The sequence below is a fragment of the Labrenzia sp. THAF82 genome, assembly GCF_009363435.1.
In the GTDB taxonomy this organism is placed as follows: Bacteria; Pseudomonadota; Alphaproteobacteria; order Rhizobiales; family Stappiaceae; genus Roseibium; species Roseibium porphyridii.
Map to the genome: position 1 here is coordinate 3751378 of NZ_CP045354.1, position 15792 is coordinate 3767169.

The 15792-nt window shown below is 54.8% G+C and carries 15 protein-coding genes; 2 read left to right on the forward strand and 13 right to left on the reverse strand.

Going from position 1 to position 15792, the window contains the following annotated elements; genetic code table 11:
- Positions 1-154: 154 nt before the first annotated feature.
- Genes FIV00_RS17320 through FIV00_RS17350 form a run of 7 tightly spaced genes read right to left on the reverse strand, consistent with a single transcriptional unit; the run spans position 155 to position 6266 of the window.
- Positions 155-1411 (reverse strand): ABC transporter substrate-binding protein, encoded by a 1257-nt coding sequence (locus tag FIV00_RS17320; protein ID WP_152501918.1) that lies wholly within the window; start codon positions 1409-1411, stop codon positions 155-157.
- On the reverse strand, positions 1408-2385 hold the full coding sequence (locus tag FIV00_RS17325; RefSeq protein WP_152501919.1) for a branched-chain amino acid ABC transporter permease: 978 nt from the start codon (positions 2383-2385) through the stop codon (positions 1408-1410). Before FIV00_RS17325 ends, FIV00_RS17320 begins: the two co-directional genes overlap by 4 nt.
- Complete coding sequence (locus FIV00_RS17330) at positions 2382-3296, reverse strand: branched-chain amino acid ABC transporter permease (protein ID WP_152501920.1); 915 nt, start codon at positions 3294-3296, stop codon at positions 2382-2384. Before FIV00_RS17330 ends, FIV00_RS17325 begins: the two co-directional genes overlap by 4 nt.
- Positions 3293-4021 (reverse strand): ABC transporter ATP-binding protein, encoded by a 729-nt coding sequence (locus tag FIV00_RS17335; RefSeq protein WP_173006032.1) that lies wholly within the window; start codon positions 4019-4021, stop codon positions 3293-3295. Before FIV00_RS17335 ends, FIV00_RS17330 begins: the two co-directional genes overlap by 4 nt.
- The gene (locus FIV00_RS17340; protein WP_152501921.1) at positions 4014-4787 is read right to left on the reverse strand and encodes an ABC transporter ATP-binding protein; all 774 of its coding nucleotides are present in this window, start codon (positions 4785-4787) and stop codon (positions 4014-4016) included. Before FIV00_RS17340 ends, FIV00_RS17335 begins: the two co-directional genes overlap by 8 nt.
- Positions 4780-5862, reverse strand: a complete 1083-nt coding sequence (locus FIV00_RS17345; protein WP_152501922.1) for an aldo/keto reductase — start codon at positions 5860-5862, stop codon at positions 4780-4782. Before FIV00_RS17345 ends, FIV00_RS17340 begins: the two co-directional genes overlap by 8 nt.
- A complete protein-coding gene (locus FIV00_RS17350) occupies positions 5859-6266 on the reverse strand; it encodes a TIGR04076 family protein (RefSeq protein ID WP_152501923.1) in 408 nt (135 codons plus the stop codon). The genes FIV00_RS17345 and FIV00_RS17350 overlap by 4 nt, the downstream gene beginning before the upstream one ends.
- A 114-nt stretch (positions 6267-6380) precedes the next feature.
- Here FIV00_RS17350 and FIV00_RS17355 point away from each other — a divergent pair, with 114 nt between their 5' ends.
- Together FIV00_RS17355 and FIV00_RS17360 are read left to right on the forward strand one after the other, a co-directional pair.
- Positions 6381-7031 carry a GntR family transcriptional regulator gene (locus FIV00_RS17355; protein WP_152501924.1) on the forward strand — a complete coding sequence of 217 codons (651 nt, stop codon included), beginning with the start codon at positions 6381-6383 and terminating at the stop codon, positions 7029-7031.
- A 10-nt stretch (positions 7032-7041) separates the two neighbouring features.
- Positions 7042-8523 (forward strand): aldo/keto reductase, encoded by a 1482-nt coding sequence (locus FIV00_RS17360; RefSeq protein WP_152501925.1) that lies wholly within the window; start codon positions 7042-7044, stop codon positions 8521-8523.
- Here the strand turns inward: FIV00_RS17360 and FIV00_RS17365 are convergent.
- From FIV00_RS17365 to FIV00_RS17390, 6 genes are read right to left on the reverse strand one after another with little or no spacing between them, the layout of a single operon-like run.
- Entirely contained in the window at positions 8503-9888 is a 1386-nt protein-coding gene (locus FIV00_RS17365; RefSeq protein WP_152501926.1) for an FAD-dependent oxidoreductase, read from the reverse strand. The genes FIV00_RS17360 and FIV00_RS17365 overlap by 21 nt on opposite strands.
- Positions 9869-10735 carry an oxaloacetate decarboxylase gene (locus tag FIV00_RS17370; protein WP_152501927.1) on the reverse strand — a complete coding sequence of 289 codons (867 nt, stop codon included), beginning with the start codon at positions 10733-10735 and terminating at the stop codon, positions 9869-9871. Before FIV00_RS17370 ends, FIV00_RS17365 begins: the two co-directional genes overlap by 20 nt.
- Complete coding sequence (locus FIV00_RS17375) at positions 10732-11352, reverse strand: cysteine hydrolase family protein (protein WP_152501928.1); 621 nt, start codon at positions 11350-11352, stop codon at positions 10732-10734. Before FIV00_RS17375 ends, FIV00_RS17370 begins: the two co-directional genes overlap by 4 nt.
- Positions 11349-13412, reverse strand: a complete 2064-nt coding sequence (locus FIV00_RS17380) for a hydantoinase/oxoprolinase family protein (RefSeq protein ID WP_152501929.1) — start codon at positions 13410-13412, stop codon at positions 11349-11351. Before FIV00_RS17380 ends, FIV00_RS17375 begins: the two co-directional genes overlap by 4 nt.
- Positions 13409-15103 carry a hydantoinase B/oxoprolinase family protein gene (locus tag FIV00_RS17385; RefSeq protein WP_152501930.1) on the reverse strand — a complete coding sequence of 565 codons (1695 nt, stop codon included), beginning with the start codon at positions 15101-15103 and terminating at the stop codon, positions 13409-13411. Before FIV00_RS17385 ends, FIV00_RS17380 begins: the two co-directional genes overlap by 4 nt.
- Entirely contained in the window at positions 15100-15666 is a 567-nt protein-coding gene (locus FIV00_RS17390; RefSeq protein WP_152501931.1) for a tautomerase family protein, read from the reverse strand. The genes FIV00_RS17385 and FIV00_RS17390 overlap by 4 nt, the downstream gene beginning before the upstream one ends.
- Between the last annotated feature and the right edge of the window lie 126 nt (positions 15667-15792).

Genomic DNA, 15792 nt, shown 5'->3' on the forward strand with positions numbered 1-15792 from the left:
ATCTTCCTCCCCAACCGGAAGCTGCTTATTTTTGCAGCCAACTGAAACCCGGCCTCTCGGCCGGGTTCTTTTTTGTCAAGCGTCAGCAAAGCAGGCCGAGAAACCGGAGCAATGAATACCCGACGCTTGTGCGCCGGGCATTCAATCAAAGTTTCTACTTCTTCAGCGACGCAATGAAAGTGTCGACTTCACCAAGTGAGAGGTATTCCACCTCGTCAGTACCACTGTCGGTGAACTTCCAGATAACGGCCGGAGCGGAAACGTCGCCATTTGCGTCGAACCGCACGTCGCCGGTTGCCCCCTGATATTTCACCGTTCCGCCGCCTGCTAGCGTTTCCTTCGCCGTCGTAAAGCCTGCAACATCTGCCGTTACCGGCGCGCCATCCGGGTCAGTGACCTTGGCAACGGCTGCAGCAATATCAGCACCCGATGCATTGGCACCAGCTGCTTCCATTGCAAGAAGCGCGATCATTGCGGCATCAAAACTGTTTGCAAGCCCTGGCCCGTTCGGTTCGGAACCAAACTTTTCGACATAAGCAGCCTTAAAAGCATCTGCGCTGGCGACACGCGGTGATGCGGTGTCTGTGCCCAGTGCGTTTTCAAGATACTGAAGCCCGACATTGTCCCTGAATTCATCCGATTTCAGAGAGTTCGCCAGGATCATGTTTTGAGTTCCGCCAAGTGAAATCCACTCACGAACCGCCGAAGTTCCTTCGTTCGGATAGAGCGCCAGGTAGATGGCATCAGGCGAACCACCCAGAGCTTCCGTAACTTCAGCACGATAGGAGGGTTGGGCGTCATTGATCGCCACAGACCCTGTGACATCGATACCGGCTGCAGCGAAATCGGCGGCGATCAAACGCGCCATATCCTGTCCCCAGTCGTCGTTCTTATAAAGAATGGCGACTGACTTATAGCCTTTATCGGCAGCAACTTTTGCACCCATGGCGGACTGAACCGCGGTCGTCGCAAATGTCCGAAACCAAAGGCCATTGGTCTTGCCTTCTTCCGACAATTTGGTGAAGGCAGTGGAGGAAGAACAACAGGACATTTGCATAACGCCACCAGGGGCCGTCACGGACGTCAGAATAGGCATGGAGACACCAGACGAGACCGCGCCAAGCAATACATTCACACCCTCAAGATCGACAAGCGCCTTGGCAGCGTCCACGCCGACTTTCGGGTCGACCTGGGTGTCACGCAACACCATTTCGATTTTGCAGCCGGCCGCACCGCCGGCTTCGTTGACCTGGTCGACCGCAAATTGTGCCACCTCGGCTATGGGACGACCCCAATCCACCGAAGTTGGCAGCACTGCTCCGACCTTTGTCGTACAGTCCTGTGCTTGAGCGCTGACACTCAGACCCGACATGCCGGCCGCGAAGGCCGCTAATGTTAGTAGCTTTTTCATGTGAACCCCTCTGCTTGTGTCTTTTCCCGGTTCTGACCGGGTTGAGAAACGACCAGCCGCTCGGGGAAGAGACCTTGAGGTCTCCAGAGCAGCATGCCGACGATAACCAGACCGATCAGCACAAACTGGATTGATCCGGTGTAAAGCTGTGCTTCAACAGGTGCGAAGCGCGACAACGCCCAACCCGAAAACGTCCAAGCGCCCCAAATTAAGAACGCTCCTGCCAATGCGCCTTTGGTGTTTCCTGCACCACCCACGATAAGCATTGCCCAAATCTGGAAAGTCAGAATGGGGAGAACATCTTGCGGACTGACGAAGGCGTAAAAGGTGGCATAGAGCCCACCGGATAGACCTATGATCACCGACCCGGTCACAAATGAAATCAAACGGATACGATCCGGTGCCTTGCCAAGTGATCTGGCGGCGGTTTCATCTTCCCGGATTGCGCGCAACAACCGGCCGAAGGGTGATACGGTCAACCGTTCCAAGAACACATAGACCAGCAAGAGTGTGACAAGCACGCCAGCCAGAAACACCACATTGTAGGTAAAACCATCACCAAGCAGTGCTCTCAAGGGGCGCTCGAAACCACGTATGCCCTGCGCCCCGCCTGTGATCGTGGTCGCATTTCTCATCACGTTTTCAAATGCGACCGCCACCCCGAAGGTCGCAATCGCCAGATAGTCGTGGCGCAGTCGTAATGTCAGTTTGCCGACGACCCAGGCAAGAACACCAGCGGCAAGCATGCCCCCAGCCAAGGCGAGCGGATAGCTGAGGCCGAAACCGCCGAAATGACCATCTTGCGGCGGACCACCAAGCATGAGCGTCGCATATGCACCTGCACCGAAAGAAGCCACCACACCGCCGTTGAACAGTCCCGTGTTGCCCCATTGCAGGTTCAGGCCCATGACCGCGATGCCCAATATGGCAGCCACTGTTGTGAAAAACACAAGATAGGAAACGACACCGATCACGCGCGGGCCTCCCCAAAGAGACCATTTGGCCGGATCAGTAGGACCAGCAATATCATCAGGAACGGAACTGATGGGCTGTACCCCGAAGGAAGTATGACGAGCGCAACGTTTGATGCGACACCGACGATAAACCCGCCAAGTACCGCGCCATAAACACTGCCGATGCCGCCAACGATTGTTGCAGCAAAAATCGGCAGCACCAGATCGCGCCCCATCACTGGCGTGATTTGATAACTGAGACCGTAGAAAACCCCTGCGATCGCTCCAAGCGAACCGCCAATCAGCCAAACCGCAACGATCATACGTTTCAAGTTCACGCCGTGCACTTGAGCAAGGCTTGGATTCTCGGCTATGGCGCGCAAGGCGAAGCCGAACCTTGTTCTCGACAGAACCAGATAAAGCGCAAACATGATGAGCAGCGCCGCGATCAGGACGAAGACCTGATCGGGTTTCACCAACAACAACGGATCGCGTGAAATCACCATTGCGAACGCTATGTCACGTGAATAGAGCTCGCTGGACAGTCCGAAAATCAATCCGATGACGTTTCGAATTACAAGCGACATGCCAAAGGACGCGAACACCATCGAGAGTTCACCACCCTTCTCTCGAACGCGTCTGAATACAAGACGGTCTATGGCAACAGCACTCAACCCAGTCAGCGCCATCGAGATAAGGATCGATAGAGCCAGCGCCGCCGTCATCGAAAGAGGACCGATTTTGGCGGATAACACAGGCGAAAGACTTTCGAAAAGCTTGTCGAAAACAAGTGCACAGTAAGCGCCGATCGACAGCAACTCTGCGTGAGAAAAATTCGCAAAGCGCAAGATATGCATGACCATGGTCAGGCCGATTGCGCCCAGGGAAAGAAATGAGCCCACCAGGATACCGTCGACAAGATGCTGGATCATGCCGCCCCTCTCCTTTCACCGCCAAGATAGATCCGTCCGAGAGCCGGATCTTCAAGGAGGTCTTCTGCAGGCCCGTCTATCTGGTTTCGACCTTCCGCCAAAACGTAGCAATGATCTCCACGTTTTAGTGCCTGTTTCACATTCTGTTCGACCAACAAGACAGAAACACCTTGTTGGGTCAGTCCTTTAACGTGGTCCAACACCTCTTCGGAAGCCTTGGGAGACAAGCCAGCGGATGGCTCATCCATGAGGATCAAACGAGGTTCAACGGCAAGCGCCATTGCAACCGCCAGAAACTGTCGCTGGCCACCGGAAAGTGAACCCGCCTTTTCGCGCCTCTTTTCCTTGAGTACAGGGAAGCGATCGAACAACACTTCAACTCTGTCCAATGGATCCTTTTGCACTGAAAGAGCGACCTCAAGGTTCTGCTGGATGGTCATGGTTCGAAAGACGTTGTCCGTCTGCGGCACATAGGCGATGCCGTTTCGGGTGAGCAGATCCGGCGACAAACCAGTAACATCCCTGCCCTCGAAGCGGATTTTTCCTGTGTCCACGTTCAGCAGACCGGCAACCGCTTTGATCAGGGTCGACTTTCCTGCACCATTGGGTCCAATGATTACGGTCAACTTGCCGTGGTTGGCGAGAAGAGACACTTCCCGAAGTATCGGCAAATCCGGGACGTAACCCGCGGTCACAGCGGTTATTTCCAGGAGGGCCTCAGGCATCGACCGGTGCTCCCAGATAGGCATCGAGCAGCAAAGGATTGGACTGTGCCTCGGAAGATGTCCCCTGGAAAACGACGCGGCCTTCGGCCATGGCCACAACGGGATCGCAGTGCCGCATAACGAAATCCATGTCGTGCTCAATGATGAGAAAGGTCTTGCCGCCGCGGTTCAGCTCTTCGATCTTCTCAATCAGCGTCTCTGTCAGCACCGGATTGACGCCAGCTGCGGGCTCATCCAGCAGGATCACCTTGGGGTCGCCCATCAACACCCGCGCGAGTTCAAGAAGTTTCATCTGACCACCAGAGATCTTCCCTGCCGGTTGATCCGCCAGGTGACGAAGTGTCAGAAAATCCAATACTTCCAGCGCTTTTCTTCGAATGCGCTGCTCCTGGTCCCCGATACGGCCACGGGAGAAAACCGCTCCCCAAAGCGTCTCACCTGTCTGGCCTGTTGGTGCAAGCATGACATTTTCCAAAACGCTCATACGCTTGAAGGGTCTGGGAATCTGAAATGTGCGCCCAAGGCCTAATTCAAACCGTTGATCGGGGTGCAAGCCGGTAACATCATTCCCGAACAACTTGATAGAACCCGTTGTCGGGGACAATTCTCCGGCGACCACATTGAACAGTGTCGACTTCCCGGCACCGTTGGGACCGATCAATCCCGTGATGGACCCGGTCTCAATTTCAATCGTAACGTTGTCAACTGCCTTGAATTCACCGAAGGAGCGACTGATACCGGAAAGGCTTAGAATAGCTTCAGCCATTTGCTGCACCCATCACAGCGTCGTCCGGACGATGATTGAGATTGTACTTCATGATACGACCGTGCCGTCCATTTCGGTCGCGCTCGAGGGCAAATACCGGACCCTGTGGTCCTGGTGCTCGCGCAAGAAAATCCGAGATTCTCTTTAAATCACCGTCATCCAGTTCAAATCGGAACACATCAAGGGTTTGCGGCAAATGCCGTGCATATCTGGCGCCAACAATTGCGGCCGCGACCTGGGGCTGTTGGAGAACCCACCGCGTGGCAACGGAACTGAGAGTCGTGTCATGGCGCTCACCGATCTCCTTGAGCAAGGCAAGAAGCTCCTGAAAAGTCGCCCAGGATCCGAACTCGTCAATTATCAGGCGATATTTGACCAAGGATCTGTTTTCAAATGAGAAACCGGGGTCTGGCACACCAAGCCACCTATCGGTCAGAAATCCGCCGGCCAATGTTCCGTAACACAAGAGTTTAATATCGTGTGCGGCGCACCAGGGCACCAGGTCGACAGAAGGGCGACGGTCAAGCAGAGAATACTGGACCTGTGTCGACACAAGATCGATACCAGCGTCGAGGTAGGGAACCGTTTCCTCAACATCCCAGTTGGTGACGCCGAGATGAGCGATCTTGCCCTTCTCCTGGCAGCGTTTCAAAACCTCCATCGCCTGTACAGGCGACCCGAGGCTCCTGTCCCACCAATAGAATTGCACCAAATGCAGCCGTTCTATTTGCAGTCGTTGGAGTGACCGGTCCACGATTGCTTCGATCTCGTGGGAGGCAAGACCTGCCAGTCTTTCAAGATCGGGAACCAACTTCGTATGCACCTGGACAAGATCGGCAACAGCAGACCCACGCCGCCGACGCACATCGGCAATGAAACTCCCAATCATTTCTTCTACGCCGGTATAGATATCCGCGCAGTCGAAGCTGGTTATGCCATTGTCGAGAAAAGCTTCCATGTCTGCGACCGCCGAAGCCGTGACAACGGGTCCGTGATCTCCAGCAAGTTGCCACCCGCCTTTGATAACCCTCGAGATGGAATAGCCTGGGCGAAGCTCGGCAGTTTCGACCGTCATTTTCCCTGGTCCTTCTGCCAATACGGCGTTCCGCGGCTGTCCGGCAATCCCGTGGTGCCGGAATGACTGAACCATCTTCTTTCCGTCCGAGTGATCCGAAATCGGCCGCCACAATGGGGGTCAGGACAAGCCACCTCTGCGTCAGTGCTCATCCAATCGTTGTCATCAGTCTCACGTTGCTTGGCTGGAAGCAGAGGGAGGACAGCGGCAAGTGCGTACATGGACACACGCTGGCCTTCTGAGAACACAAGCGCCTCTCCCTCAACGCTGAAACTTTCGCCCTCAATGTGGCGACAAACAGGCGTACGGCCATCGAGCACTGTTTCGACTTTCAGGTCATAAAGCCAAAATCCAGCCTCACGACCTGTCTTCAATTCGTCTTTGTCAGCGCGTTCGTCCGTCACCGCGCCCCTCACTTTTTTGTTTTGGCACCTTGCGTGTGATCTGTGATATTTTATACCATATCTCAAATTGAAATTGTCAAGGCAAGAAACCCGTCAAGGGTCGAAGGAACAGGGATGAGCCAACCCAAAATCGCGCGGATCGATCAATCGAAGCTGAGAGAAAGCGCCTATGAAGCCTTACATGAGGCCTTCACCCGGGGTGCTTTTGCACCCGGAGAAACGGTGAGCCTTAGAACGCTCGCAGATCAGCTCGGCACATCCATGACACCAGTTCGTGAAGCTGTCCGCCGACTGGTTGCCGAGGGCGCGCTCGTTGATACGCCAAGCCGAACGCTTGAGGTCCCCCCTTTTGACGCGGACAGAATGCGTGAACTCAAATCAGCACGCCTGGCACTGGAAGCGCTTTTGCTGGAAGAAGCAATGGACCGTATCGACGACGTTGCCATCGACACACTTGAACGCATTATTGTTGCTCCCAGATCAGCAGACGACATGCCGGATCTGAAGCAAAACTATGACTTTCATTTCAGTCTATATAGACAATCCGGTTCAAGAGTTATCCTGCCGTTGGTCGAAGCCCTGTGGTTGCAATACGGAGCCTTCCTGAATCTGGTGGTAAAGGAAAAGGCCGCCAACGAGATACCTGAACACATTCATCACGAAGAGATCATTGCCGCCTTGCGAAAAAATGACCGCAAGGCAGCTCAAAAGGCCCTCGCCCTGGATATCGAACGAAGCTTCAAATTGCTGCTTCCGGAAACCTGAAAGAATTTCAATGACCGCTGCGCCCCTGCGCCATGCCATTTCAAGTGAACTGGAAATCAGCCGACTTGTGACAGGTTTGTGGCAAGTTGCCGATATCGAAAAGACCGGTGACCTGCTTGACCCGGACAAGGCAGCTGACCACCTTGAGACCTATTTCAACGCCGGTTTTTCGACGTTTGACATGGCCGATCATTACGGCAGTGCAGAACTCATTGCGGGCCGCCTGCTCACTCGCCATCAAGACGCTCGCAAACCGCAGATTTGTACAAAATGGTGCCCGGAACCCGGCCCAATGACCCCGGAAATCGTTCGTGCTGGCGTTCAGGAACGGCTGGATCGGCTTGGAACCGATTGTATCGATCTGTTGCAGTTTCACTGGTGGAGCTTTGAACACCCAGCATGGCTCGACGCGCTTCATGAAATGACCAGGCTAAGAGAAGAAGGCTTGATTAAAGCCCTTGGCGTCACAAATTTCGACGCTGCGCATTTGCGACTTGCTCTTGCTGACGGCATCCCTCTTGCGACAAATCAGGTTTCCTTCTCGATGGTCGATCGCCGTGCGCTGGGCCAACTTTCAGACCTTTGTGCCTCTTTCAATGTAAGCCTTCTGGCCTATGGCACCTTGTGTGGCGGCTTCCTGTCCGATCGCTGGCTTGGCCAGCCAGAACCATTGGATCTGACGGACTGGTCGAAGATGAAATACAAACGGTTCATCGACGCCACCGGGGGGTGGGCCGGATTCCAGAACATTCTTGAGGCAGCTTCAGAAGTTGCAACAAAACACCAAGTTTCATTGGCAAATGTCGCGACACGCTGGGTACTGGAACAGGCCGCGGTTGCAGGCGTCATCGTTGGTGCTCGCCTTGGTGAGAGCGAACACATTACCGACAATGCCAAACTGTTTTCCTTCGCGCTGGAAACAGAAGACCGGGAACGTCTCGACCAAGCGTTCAAAACCACTCACGAAGTTCCCGGCGATTGTGGTGATGAATACAGACGGCCACCATTTTTAACGGCGTCAGGAGACTTGAGCCATCACCTGGCGGAAATGCCCTTGGCACATAGTGCCGTGCCTGTGGATCATAGACCCGGCGCAACCCGCGTTTTAACCGGATCGGACTGGGAAGAAATCGCCGGTTACTGTCGTGCCCACAGGATCGGTGACCGGATCCTGGTTTCTGGCACCACAGCTGTTGCAGGCTTGTCTCGCGCAGTTGCGCCTGGCGATGCGGCGGCTCAAACGACCTATATCCTCGACAAGATACTTGCCGCACTTTCAGCGTTGGGGGCGTCGGCGCAAGATGTTGTCCGCACGCGCATCTACATCGTTGACGAAGACGATGTCCTCGACATTTCGAAAGCACATGGACGTGTGTTTTCCGATATCAAACCTGCAAATACGCTTGTCGTTGTTGCAGGACTTATTGGAGATCACAGGGTTGAAATTGAAGCCGAAGCTTCGCTGGTCGGGTCATCTGCTGTGTCCGACTGATTGCCCTGCAAGCCGACCAAGGACAACGGCGCTCAACAATCCGTTTCCAGAAAGATAGCCGCTGTCAGACCGGCCCGACACACCACAGGCGGCACCGCCACAGGCATGCAGATTGGGAAAAACGGTTCCGTCTGTTCGGAGAACGCGTGCGTTTTCATCCGTTCGCAGACCGCCCTGTGTGTGAAACAATGCGCCGGTGACCCGGACCCCACAAAATGGAGCGGCGAGTTGCTCCGATACGAATTCACGACCGAATTCGTCTTTCCCCCTTGCGGGAAGCGTCGCCATCGTTTTCAAAAACGGTTCGACGGGCAAGCCCAGTTCTTGTGCCAGTCCTTCCAGTGTTTCGCTGACCTTAACCGCACCAACGCCCTCAGCTTGCTTGAAGTCCTCAAACTGCCTGGCAATTGCGGCAATTCGACTGTCAAAAATGGTGAAAGCAATCCCCTCTGGCTGTGCCAGCACCGCACGTGCAGCTTCAGAGTAGCCCTGTGCTTCGTTCCAGAACCGCAAACCATCGCGATTGACCTGGACACCTCCTTGAGCAATCACGGCCCAAGTGATCAAGATTCCATGCGGGTGAGCAACATTGCCATGTCCCTGATAGGCTCCCAGATTGTTTAGTTCAGCACCAATCTCTTGCCCCCAAAGGAGCGCTTCCCCCCGATTGCCGTCGTGGCCAAACCAAAGTCCGCCTTCTATGTCAGGCAGGAGCTGGCGAACCAGGTCCCGATTACCGCCAAAACCATTGCACGCAAGGATCAGTTTTTTGCACCCGATAGTCTCGGCACCGCCATCGGGACGTCTGACCGCAATACCCAGAACATTCCCGTCTTTGCAAAAAAGACGCGCCGCACGACGCTCACAAATAATATCGATATCGCAGCGTTCGCAGGTTGACCTCAAAGCATTGATCAATTCGGCTCCGGATCGCGTCGGCAACCCGTGCATTCGGTGACGACTATGGCCTGGATATTCAAAGTTCGTTATGACCGAGAACGGAAGCTGATACCTGTCGCTGAGCCAGTCTATTGTTGGTCCGGCGTTTTTCGCCAGGCGCTCAACCAATAACTGCTCGTTCTCATGCTTTGCCTTTGCCTGAATGTCCGCAGCAAAGAGCGTCGCATCATCCTCAATACCTTGTGCCGTCTGAAGCTTGGTGCCAGCAGCGGGAATGAGTCCTGCAGAAAGCGCAGTTGACCCACTGGGTACAGCGTCTGCTTCAACAACCAATACTGATTGCCCAGTTTCATGTGCCGCGAGAGCGGCAACCAACCCGGCAGCGCCTGCACCGACAATCAAGGTCTCGCAATCTAGATCGAATGCGTCAGGCGGTGCGGCGACATCAACTGTCATTTCGGTCATAGGCAACGCCTTTGGCAAGCATGTCAGCTGTGCCGATCACGTCATTCAACCCGTTGAAATCGAACATTTTGTCCGCAAAGGGCCGGTTACTGCCGTTCTGACGAAGGCTTTCATAGTACTCAACCGCCGTCCGTCCAATCGCGCGTACGATCCCGCCTGGGAATATGACGATCGAATATCCTTGTTCTTCCAGATCGTCAGCTCCGGTGATCGGCGTTGCTCCACCTTCCACCATATTGGCAAGCAAGGGAACGCGAGGGGCAAATATCTGTGCGATCTCTGTGAGCTGTGCCCGCGATTGCGGAGCCTCGATGAAAAGCACATCAGCACCGGCTTCAAGGTATGCGTCAGCGCGATCTATCGCAGCCTGAAAGCCTTCAACCGCAATTGCATCAGTGCGTGCAATGATCAGCGTGTCTTCAGAGTTGCGGGCATCTGCCATTGCTCTGACCTTACCCGCCATCTCATCGGCTGGTATCAGGGACTTGTCTGCCAGATGTCCACATCGCTTCGGGTAGGTTTGGTCTTCCACCTGCAGTGCGGACGCCCCTGCTCGCTCATATAGGCGCATGGTGCGCTGTGCGTTCAGCGCATTTCCGAACCCGGTATCTGCATCGATAATCACCGGCAATTCAGTTCGGTCCGCGATCAACGCCATCGTGTCAGCCATTTCGGTGACTGCTGTCAGACCGATGTCCGGTCGGCCAAGACGAGTATAGGAAACAGCTGCGCCACTCAAATAAAGCGCTTCAAACCCGGCGGCTGCAGCCAGGGACGCCGTGAGGCCGTCATAGACACCAGGGGCAACCAGAATGTTGCTTTGCTGAAGACGAGATTTAAGGCTCATGCGGCTGCCTCCAACCAGGCTGACGCATCTCTGCAGCTCATCTGGTGAGTGACCGTTGCAAGCGACAGGAGTGTTGCCTGGTGCACATCATCCTTGAATGCCGCACTGCCATCGGTCAGGAGCATCGTGTCGATGTTACGCAAGTGTGCGTCTCGCAAAGTGGACGCAACGCCGCCGTTGGTCACGATGCCACCGACAATAAGGTTATCGATACCGACAGCTCTCATGATGTACTCAAGCCTGGTTTGATAGAATGCCGAATAGGCCACCTTCTCCACTACGAAATCCGCCGGGAAAAGTTCGTCTACCAGCGTGTTGCCGAAACTCCCCGGTGCAAAGTCTCCCTTGCCGAGAAAGGGGCGCAGTTTCTTCAAGTGAGGCGCGATGAGCGGTTCCCCGCGCGCATCGGGTACTAGAGTAAACTGCGCCGAGATATAGTGACCTCCACGATCCCGCAAAGTTTTTACCAAAGGTGCAATGCGTTTCGGAAGTGCAGCTATTGAATCTGCGCGCTGTCCTGCCCGACCGTAGGCTCCTTCTGGATGAAGAAAGTCGTTCTGCAGATCAATCGTCAGGAGTGCCGTCCTGGCCAGATCCCAGTTTGTCGGCTCATTCACGATGGGACCTCCGTGGGTTCGATAATGGTGTTTCCAAAAGCATCGACGCGTGCCTGAAGATTTGGCTCAACCAGAACCGTTGTGTCGGGCTGTTCCAATATGGCCGGTCCTTGGATCACGGCACCAACTGGAAGCGTTAGTCGGTCGTAAATCAACGTGTCATGCCAAGTGTCATCGAAATGAACCTGCCGGCTGTTTTTCGGAGAGACAGCACCTTCAACGGCTGGCGCGAGCGTTTTCAAGTCAAATTTGGGGCGTTTGCCGGTGACTGCGCTCCGCAAATTAAGAATCCGGCGAATACCGTTCTTCAACAGCCTTCCAAACGTGCCTTCATAGACCCGATCGAAGGCGACCTCGATTTCAGATCGAGTTGGTGGAAAAACCACTCCGTCTTTAACCTGAATGTCCAGTGGCACGGAGACAGTGTGTGTCTGCCCAACATAAGCCATATCCAGCTCAAAGCTGTACTCGCGTGCTTCGAAGTTGGTGCGTGCCGCATCTAACATTGCCTGTCCACGATCGGAATGCGCCTGCATGAACTGACCAAGAGCTTCCTCGTCCAGCGCTGAAACCAGAGAGTTGATCGTTTGAACAAAGTCCTGGCGCATATCCGCAATGACGCACCCCATGGCCGATGTCACACCTGGATATCGGGGCACGATAGCTTTGGCGATCCCGACATCGGCAAGCATTGCGCCTGCATGCAACGCCCCGCCACCACCAAATGGCATAAATGCGAAGTGTTTCGGATCGAAACCTCGCTCGATGGACACCAACCGGATGGCGCCAGCCATGCGCGAATTGGCAACGCGAAGAATTGCTTCGGCAGCCGCTAGTGTTTCAAGCCCAAGAGGCTCGCCGACATGTTTGTCGATAGCCTTTGCCGCAGCATCTACATCAAGCCTGGCAAGCTTGCCGCCAATTGGATTTTCAGGGTCGATCCGACCAAGAACGACGTTCGCATCGGTTACCGTGGGCCGCGTGTTGCCCAAACCATAGGCCACCGGCCCTGGATCAGAACCTGCGCTTTCCGGTCCGATATTGAGGAGCCCTCCCTTATCAACCCAGGCAATCGACCCGCCACCAGCCCCGATCGTCGTAATTTCGATCATCGGTGTACGAACAACCATCCCGAAATCAATGGAAGTTTGCGGTGACAGCATTGAGTGACCTTGAGAGATCAGGGACACATCAAAACTGGTTCCGCCCATATCTCCCGTAATGACATTGTCGAAGCCAGCTGAAGACGCAATGTAACCGGCTGCGATCACTCCGGCAGCTGGACCTGACAAAGCAGTGCGTACCGGCAAACGGCACGCAGTATCCACTGCCATGACCCCGCCGTTGGATTGCACAATCATGAATTCGCCGTCGAAACCGCCCAACTTGAGCGCACCCTCCAGACGATCCAGATACCCGGAAACTTCGGGCTGCAGGTAGGCATTCAGGGCTGTTGTGGAAAATCGCTCGAATTCACGGATTTCCGGCAGGATCTCCGAAGACGCCGAGACATGAGGGTTCGGCCAGATCTCGCGCACGACATTGACTGCAGCCGTTTCGTTTTGTGGATTTGCATATGAGTTGGCAAACAAGATCGCAACCGCTTCGCAGCCTTGCTCTTTCAATTGTTTGGCAGCGGCCCTAACAGCCTCAAGATCGACCGGAGTGCGGATTGAACCGTCGGCAAGCGTCCTTTCAGGAACTTCCAGACGATTGCGCCGATCCACGACCGGTTCGAAATCTCCGCGTAAGCCCCAGGTACGGGGCCGGTCTCGGCGACGCATTTCCAGAACATCTCGCAGACCTTCGGTACAAATGACGCCTGTGGTTGCACCCTTGCGCTCGAGCAAGGCGTTTGTTCCTGCTGTTGTTCCGTGAACCACGACAGATATCCCGGCAAGGTCAGAAACCTGTCGGGCGATACCATCCAGAAATCCGCCTGACTGATCTGGACGGGTTGTCGGCACCTTAGCAACGGACGCACTGCCATCCGTTTCGTTCAAAACAAAGACGTCCGTGAAAGTGCCGCCGACATCGACGCCAATCATGCGCACACTCATTGGGAGACCTCCCGCCAGGCAACTCCGTATAGGCGGTCTGCTGTAGCTGGGTTCACAAGGCCTCGGGCAACATCACGGGCAACATCTTCAGCAACGCGCTCCTCGGCTTTTCCGTAACCACCGCCGCCAGGTGTTTCCAGACGCACGCCCTGACCCTGGCGCAATTTGATACCCCGCATTTTGGATGCTAGTGGCGGTGTTTCCCAACCGTGATCCTGTTCGAAGGAAAACCTGTTCATCGCACCGTCTTGTCCATCCGCAATCCCCTTGGGCGCGAAACGCCCCCGCTCGCCAAACAGGAATGCTTCCGCTCCGTTTTCCTCCAGCACCTCTATCTCGTAGACTGCCCCCATCCCTCCTCTGTGCTTGCCGGCTCCTGAGCTGTCAGATCTTAGCGCCCACTTTCGAAACATCACCGGATAGGCGGCCTCAAGGATTTCCATCGGTGGAATGGTCGCGGTTGAAATCGGTGCATTGCCGTGATTGAGACCATCGCTTTCCGGCGACCCGCCATGTCCACCTCCATAGAAGCTGAACATCACCCAAGGCTGGCCATTGCTTCTCTTTCCGGCGATAGACAAAGCATTGATGGTGCCATAGGCGTTTGCGACAACACGGTCGGGAGCTGCCTTTGCAAAGGCTGAAAAAATGACGTCAATCATTCTAAGGATTGTTTCGGTATAGCCACCGGTCGGGGCCGGAAACTCGGCTGAGAGCAACGACCCTTCAGGCACGATCACATCGATGGGCCGCATGACGCCAGCGTTTGCCGGCAGGGTCGGAAAGATGTGTTTAATCGCGACATAGGCAGTCGCAACAGTGGTTGGCAGCGCGATATTCACCGGCCCTGCGCATTGATCCGCCGAACCGGAAAAGTCGAGCGTCATTTTGTCGTCGCTGATCTGAAGCGCTACGCGAATGGCCAGTGGCTCATCCGTTATGCCATCATTGTCGAGATAGTCTTCCGCTTCCCAGCGTCCGTTTGGCAGTTCCTTCAATTCAGACCGCATCAGAGCTTCAGCGCGATGACCCAAGGAATCTAGCGCCGACCCAACTGTTTCAGCACCATACTCCTCCATCAACTCATCCATTCGCTTTGTGCCGAGGTCCAGCGCACTCAGCTGCCCGTTCAAATCTCCCATTGCGGATTGCGGTAGCCGGGTGTTGCGAAGAAGGATGTCTATGATGTCCTGGTTGATGACACCAGCACGGGCAAGCCGCACCGGTGGAAGCACAAAAGCTTCTTGAAATACCTCAGTGGCAGCAGGGTTGTAGTTGCCAGGCACGGCCCCTCCGACATCATGCCAATGCCCGACCGAAGCAAGATAACAAAACAATTCACCGTCCCGGAAATACGGCCGGACGAGACGCATATCAGACAGGTGCGTTCCGCCAATATGCGCGTCATTGAAGATGAAAATATCCCCGTCCTGCAAGTCTCCCTCGGAGGCTGCCTTTTCGATGACCGCCTTGACTGCGAAGGCCATCACGCCAACGAAAATCGGTAGACCCGACTTGCCTTGAACCAGTGTGTCTCCAGTATCGGCATGGTAGAGACCATGGCTGGCATCATGTGCCTCGGCAATTATCGGGTTGAAAGCCGCCCGGAACAGCGTTGCGTCCATTTCATCCGCAATCTGTTCCATGCGCCCCGCCAAAACCGACAAGGTGATGGGGTCAATATCGCTCATAAACCTGCCTTTACTTCAGCAATGTCATTCCAAACGTCCTGGCGGCTGATTTTGCCCTTCACCAGTTCGAATCGATCGATAAAACGGATGTTTTCAAATGGCGTTCCGTCGAGCCATTCGCCCGACAGCGTGCCCCGGCAATAAACCAGAACTTCAGGCCCGGAACTCTGCATGACATCGAAACCCAAGTAAGCTTTCTTGACAAAGCGGTAGCGCTGCGTCGCCCACTTGATCAACGTTTCGAGCTCATGCATTGGCTGAGCACCGGGAAAAAACATGGCAAAGTCTTCTGCTAGAAACGCTCGTGCGGCCTCGATTTCACGAGCTTCCATGGTCTTAAGAAAAGCCCTGACTATCTCCCCTGCATCACCAAGGGCCGGCGCTCCTTTGCGCTGTTTGCCACCGCGCGAATAGTTGGCAGCTTTCATTTCGTGGATCATTACTGTGATCGCATCGGGGCTGGCGGGAACGACAAGCCGAACTGCATCGGTCAATGCCGTGTGCAACCGACGCTTTTCATCCGTCCCATAACCTTCCAGGACATGCAGCTCGACAATCGGCATACCGCCTCCGTGACAAATTTGTACTATTTATAATACAGATTATTCTCTCTTGTTAATACAGAAATTTTGTATTCCAACATACAGAAGCTTGATCTTTTTAAAACCTGCTGTCACATTGAACGCGTT

Excerpts from the sequence above, each read along its gene's own strand:
- FIV00_RS17390 (WP_152501931.1), bottom strand. The coding sequence starts at position 15,666 with ATGCCGATTGTCGAGCTGCATGTCCTGGAAGGTTATGGGACGGATGAA.
- FIV00_RS17370 (WP_152501927.1), bottom strand. The coding sequence starts at position 10,735 with ATGAGCCTTAAATCTCGTCTTCAGCAAAGCAACATTCTGGTTGCCCCT.
- FIV00_RS17340 (WP_152501921.1), bottom strand. The coding sequence starts at position 4,787 with ATGGCTGAAGCTATTCTAAGCCTTTCCGGTATCAGTCGCTCCTTCGGT.
- FIV00_RS17365 (WP_152501926.1), bottom strand. The coding sequence starts at position 9,888 with ATGACCGAAATGACAGTTGATGTCGCCGCACCGCCTGACGCATTCGAT.
- FIV00_RS17360 (WP_152501925.1), top strand. The coding sequence starts at position 7,042 with ATGACCGCTGCGCCCCTGCGCCATGCCATTTCAAGTGAACTGGAAATC.
- FIV00_RS17355 (WP_152501924.1), top strand. The coding sequence starts at position 6,381 with ATGAGCCAACCCAAAATCGCGCGGATCGATCAATCGAAGCTGAGAGAA.
- FIV00_RS17320 (WP_152501918.1), bottom strand. The coding sequence starts at position 1,411 with ATGAAAAAGCTACTAACATTAGCGGCCTTCGCGGCCGGCATGTCGGGT.
- FIV00_RS17330 (WP_152501920.1), bottom strand. The coding sequence starts at position 3,296 with ATGATCCAGCATCTTGTCGACGGTATCCTGGTGGGCTCATTTCTTTCC.
- FIV00_RS17385 (WP_152501930.1), bottom strand. The coding sequence starts at position 15,103 with ATGAGCGATATTGACCCCATCACCTTGTCGGTTTTGGCGGGGCGCATG.
- FIV00_RS17380 (WP_152501929.1), bottom strand. The coding sequence starts at position 13,412 with ATGAGTGTGCGCATGATTGGCGTCGATGTCGGCGGCACTTTCACGGAC.
- FIV00_RS17335 (WP_173006032.1), bottom strand. The coding sequence starts at position 4,021 with ATGCCTGAGGCCCTCCTGGAAATAACCGCTGTGACCGCGGGTTACGTC.
- FIV00_RS17345 (WP_152501922.1), bottom strand. The coding sequence starts at position 5,862 with ATGACGGTCGAAACTGCCGAGCTTCGCCCAGGCTATTCCATCTCGAGG.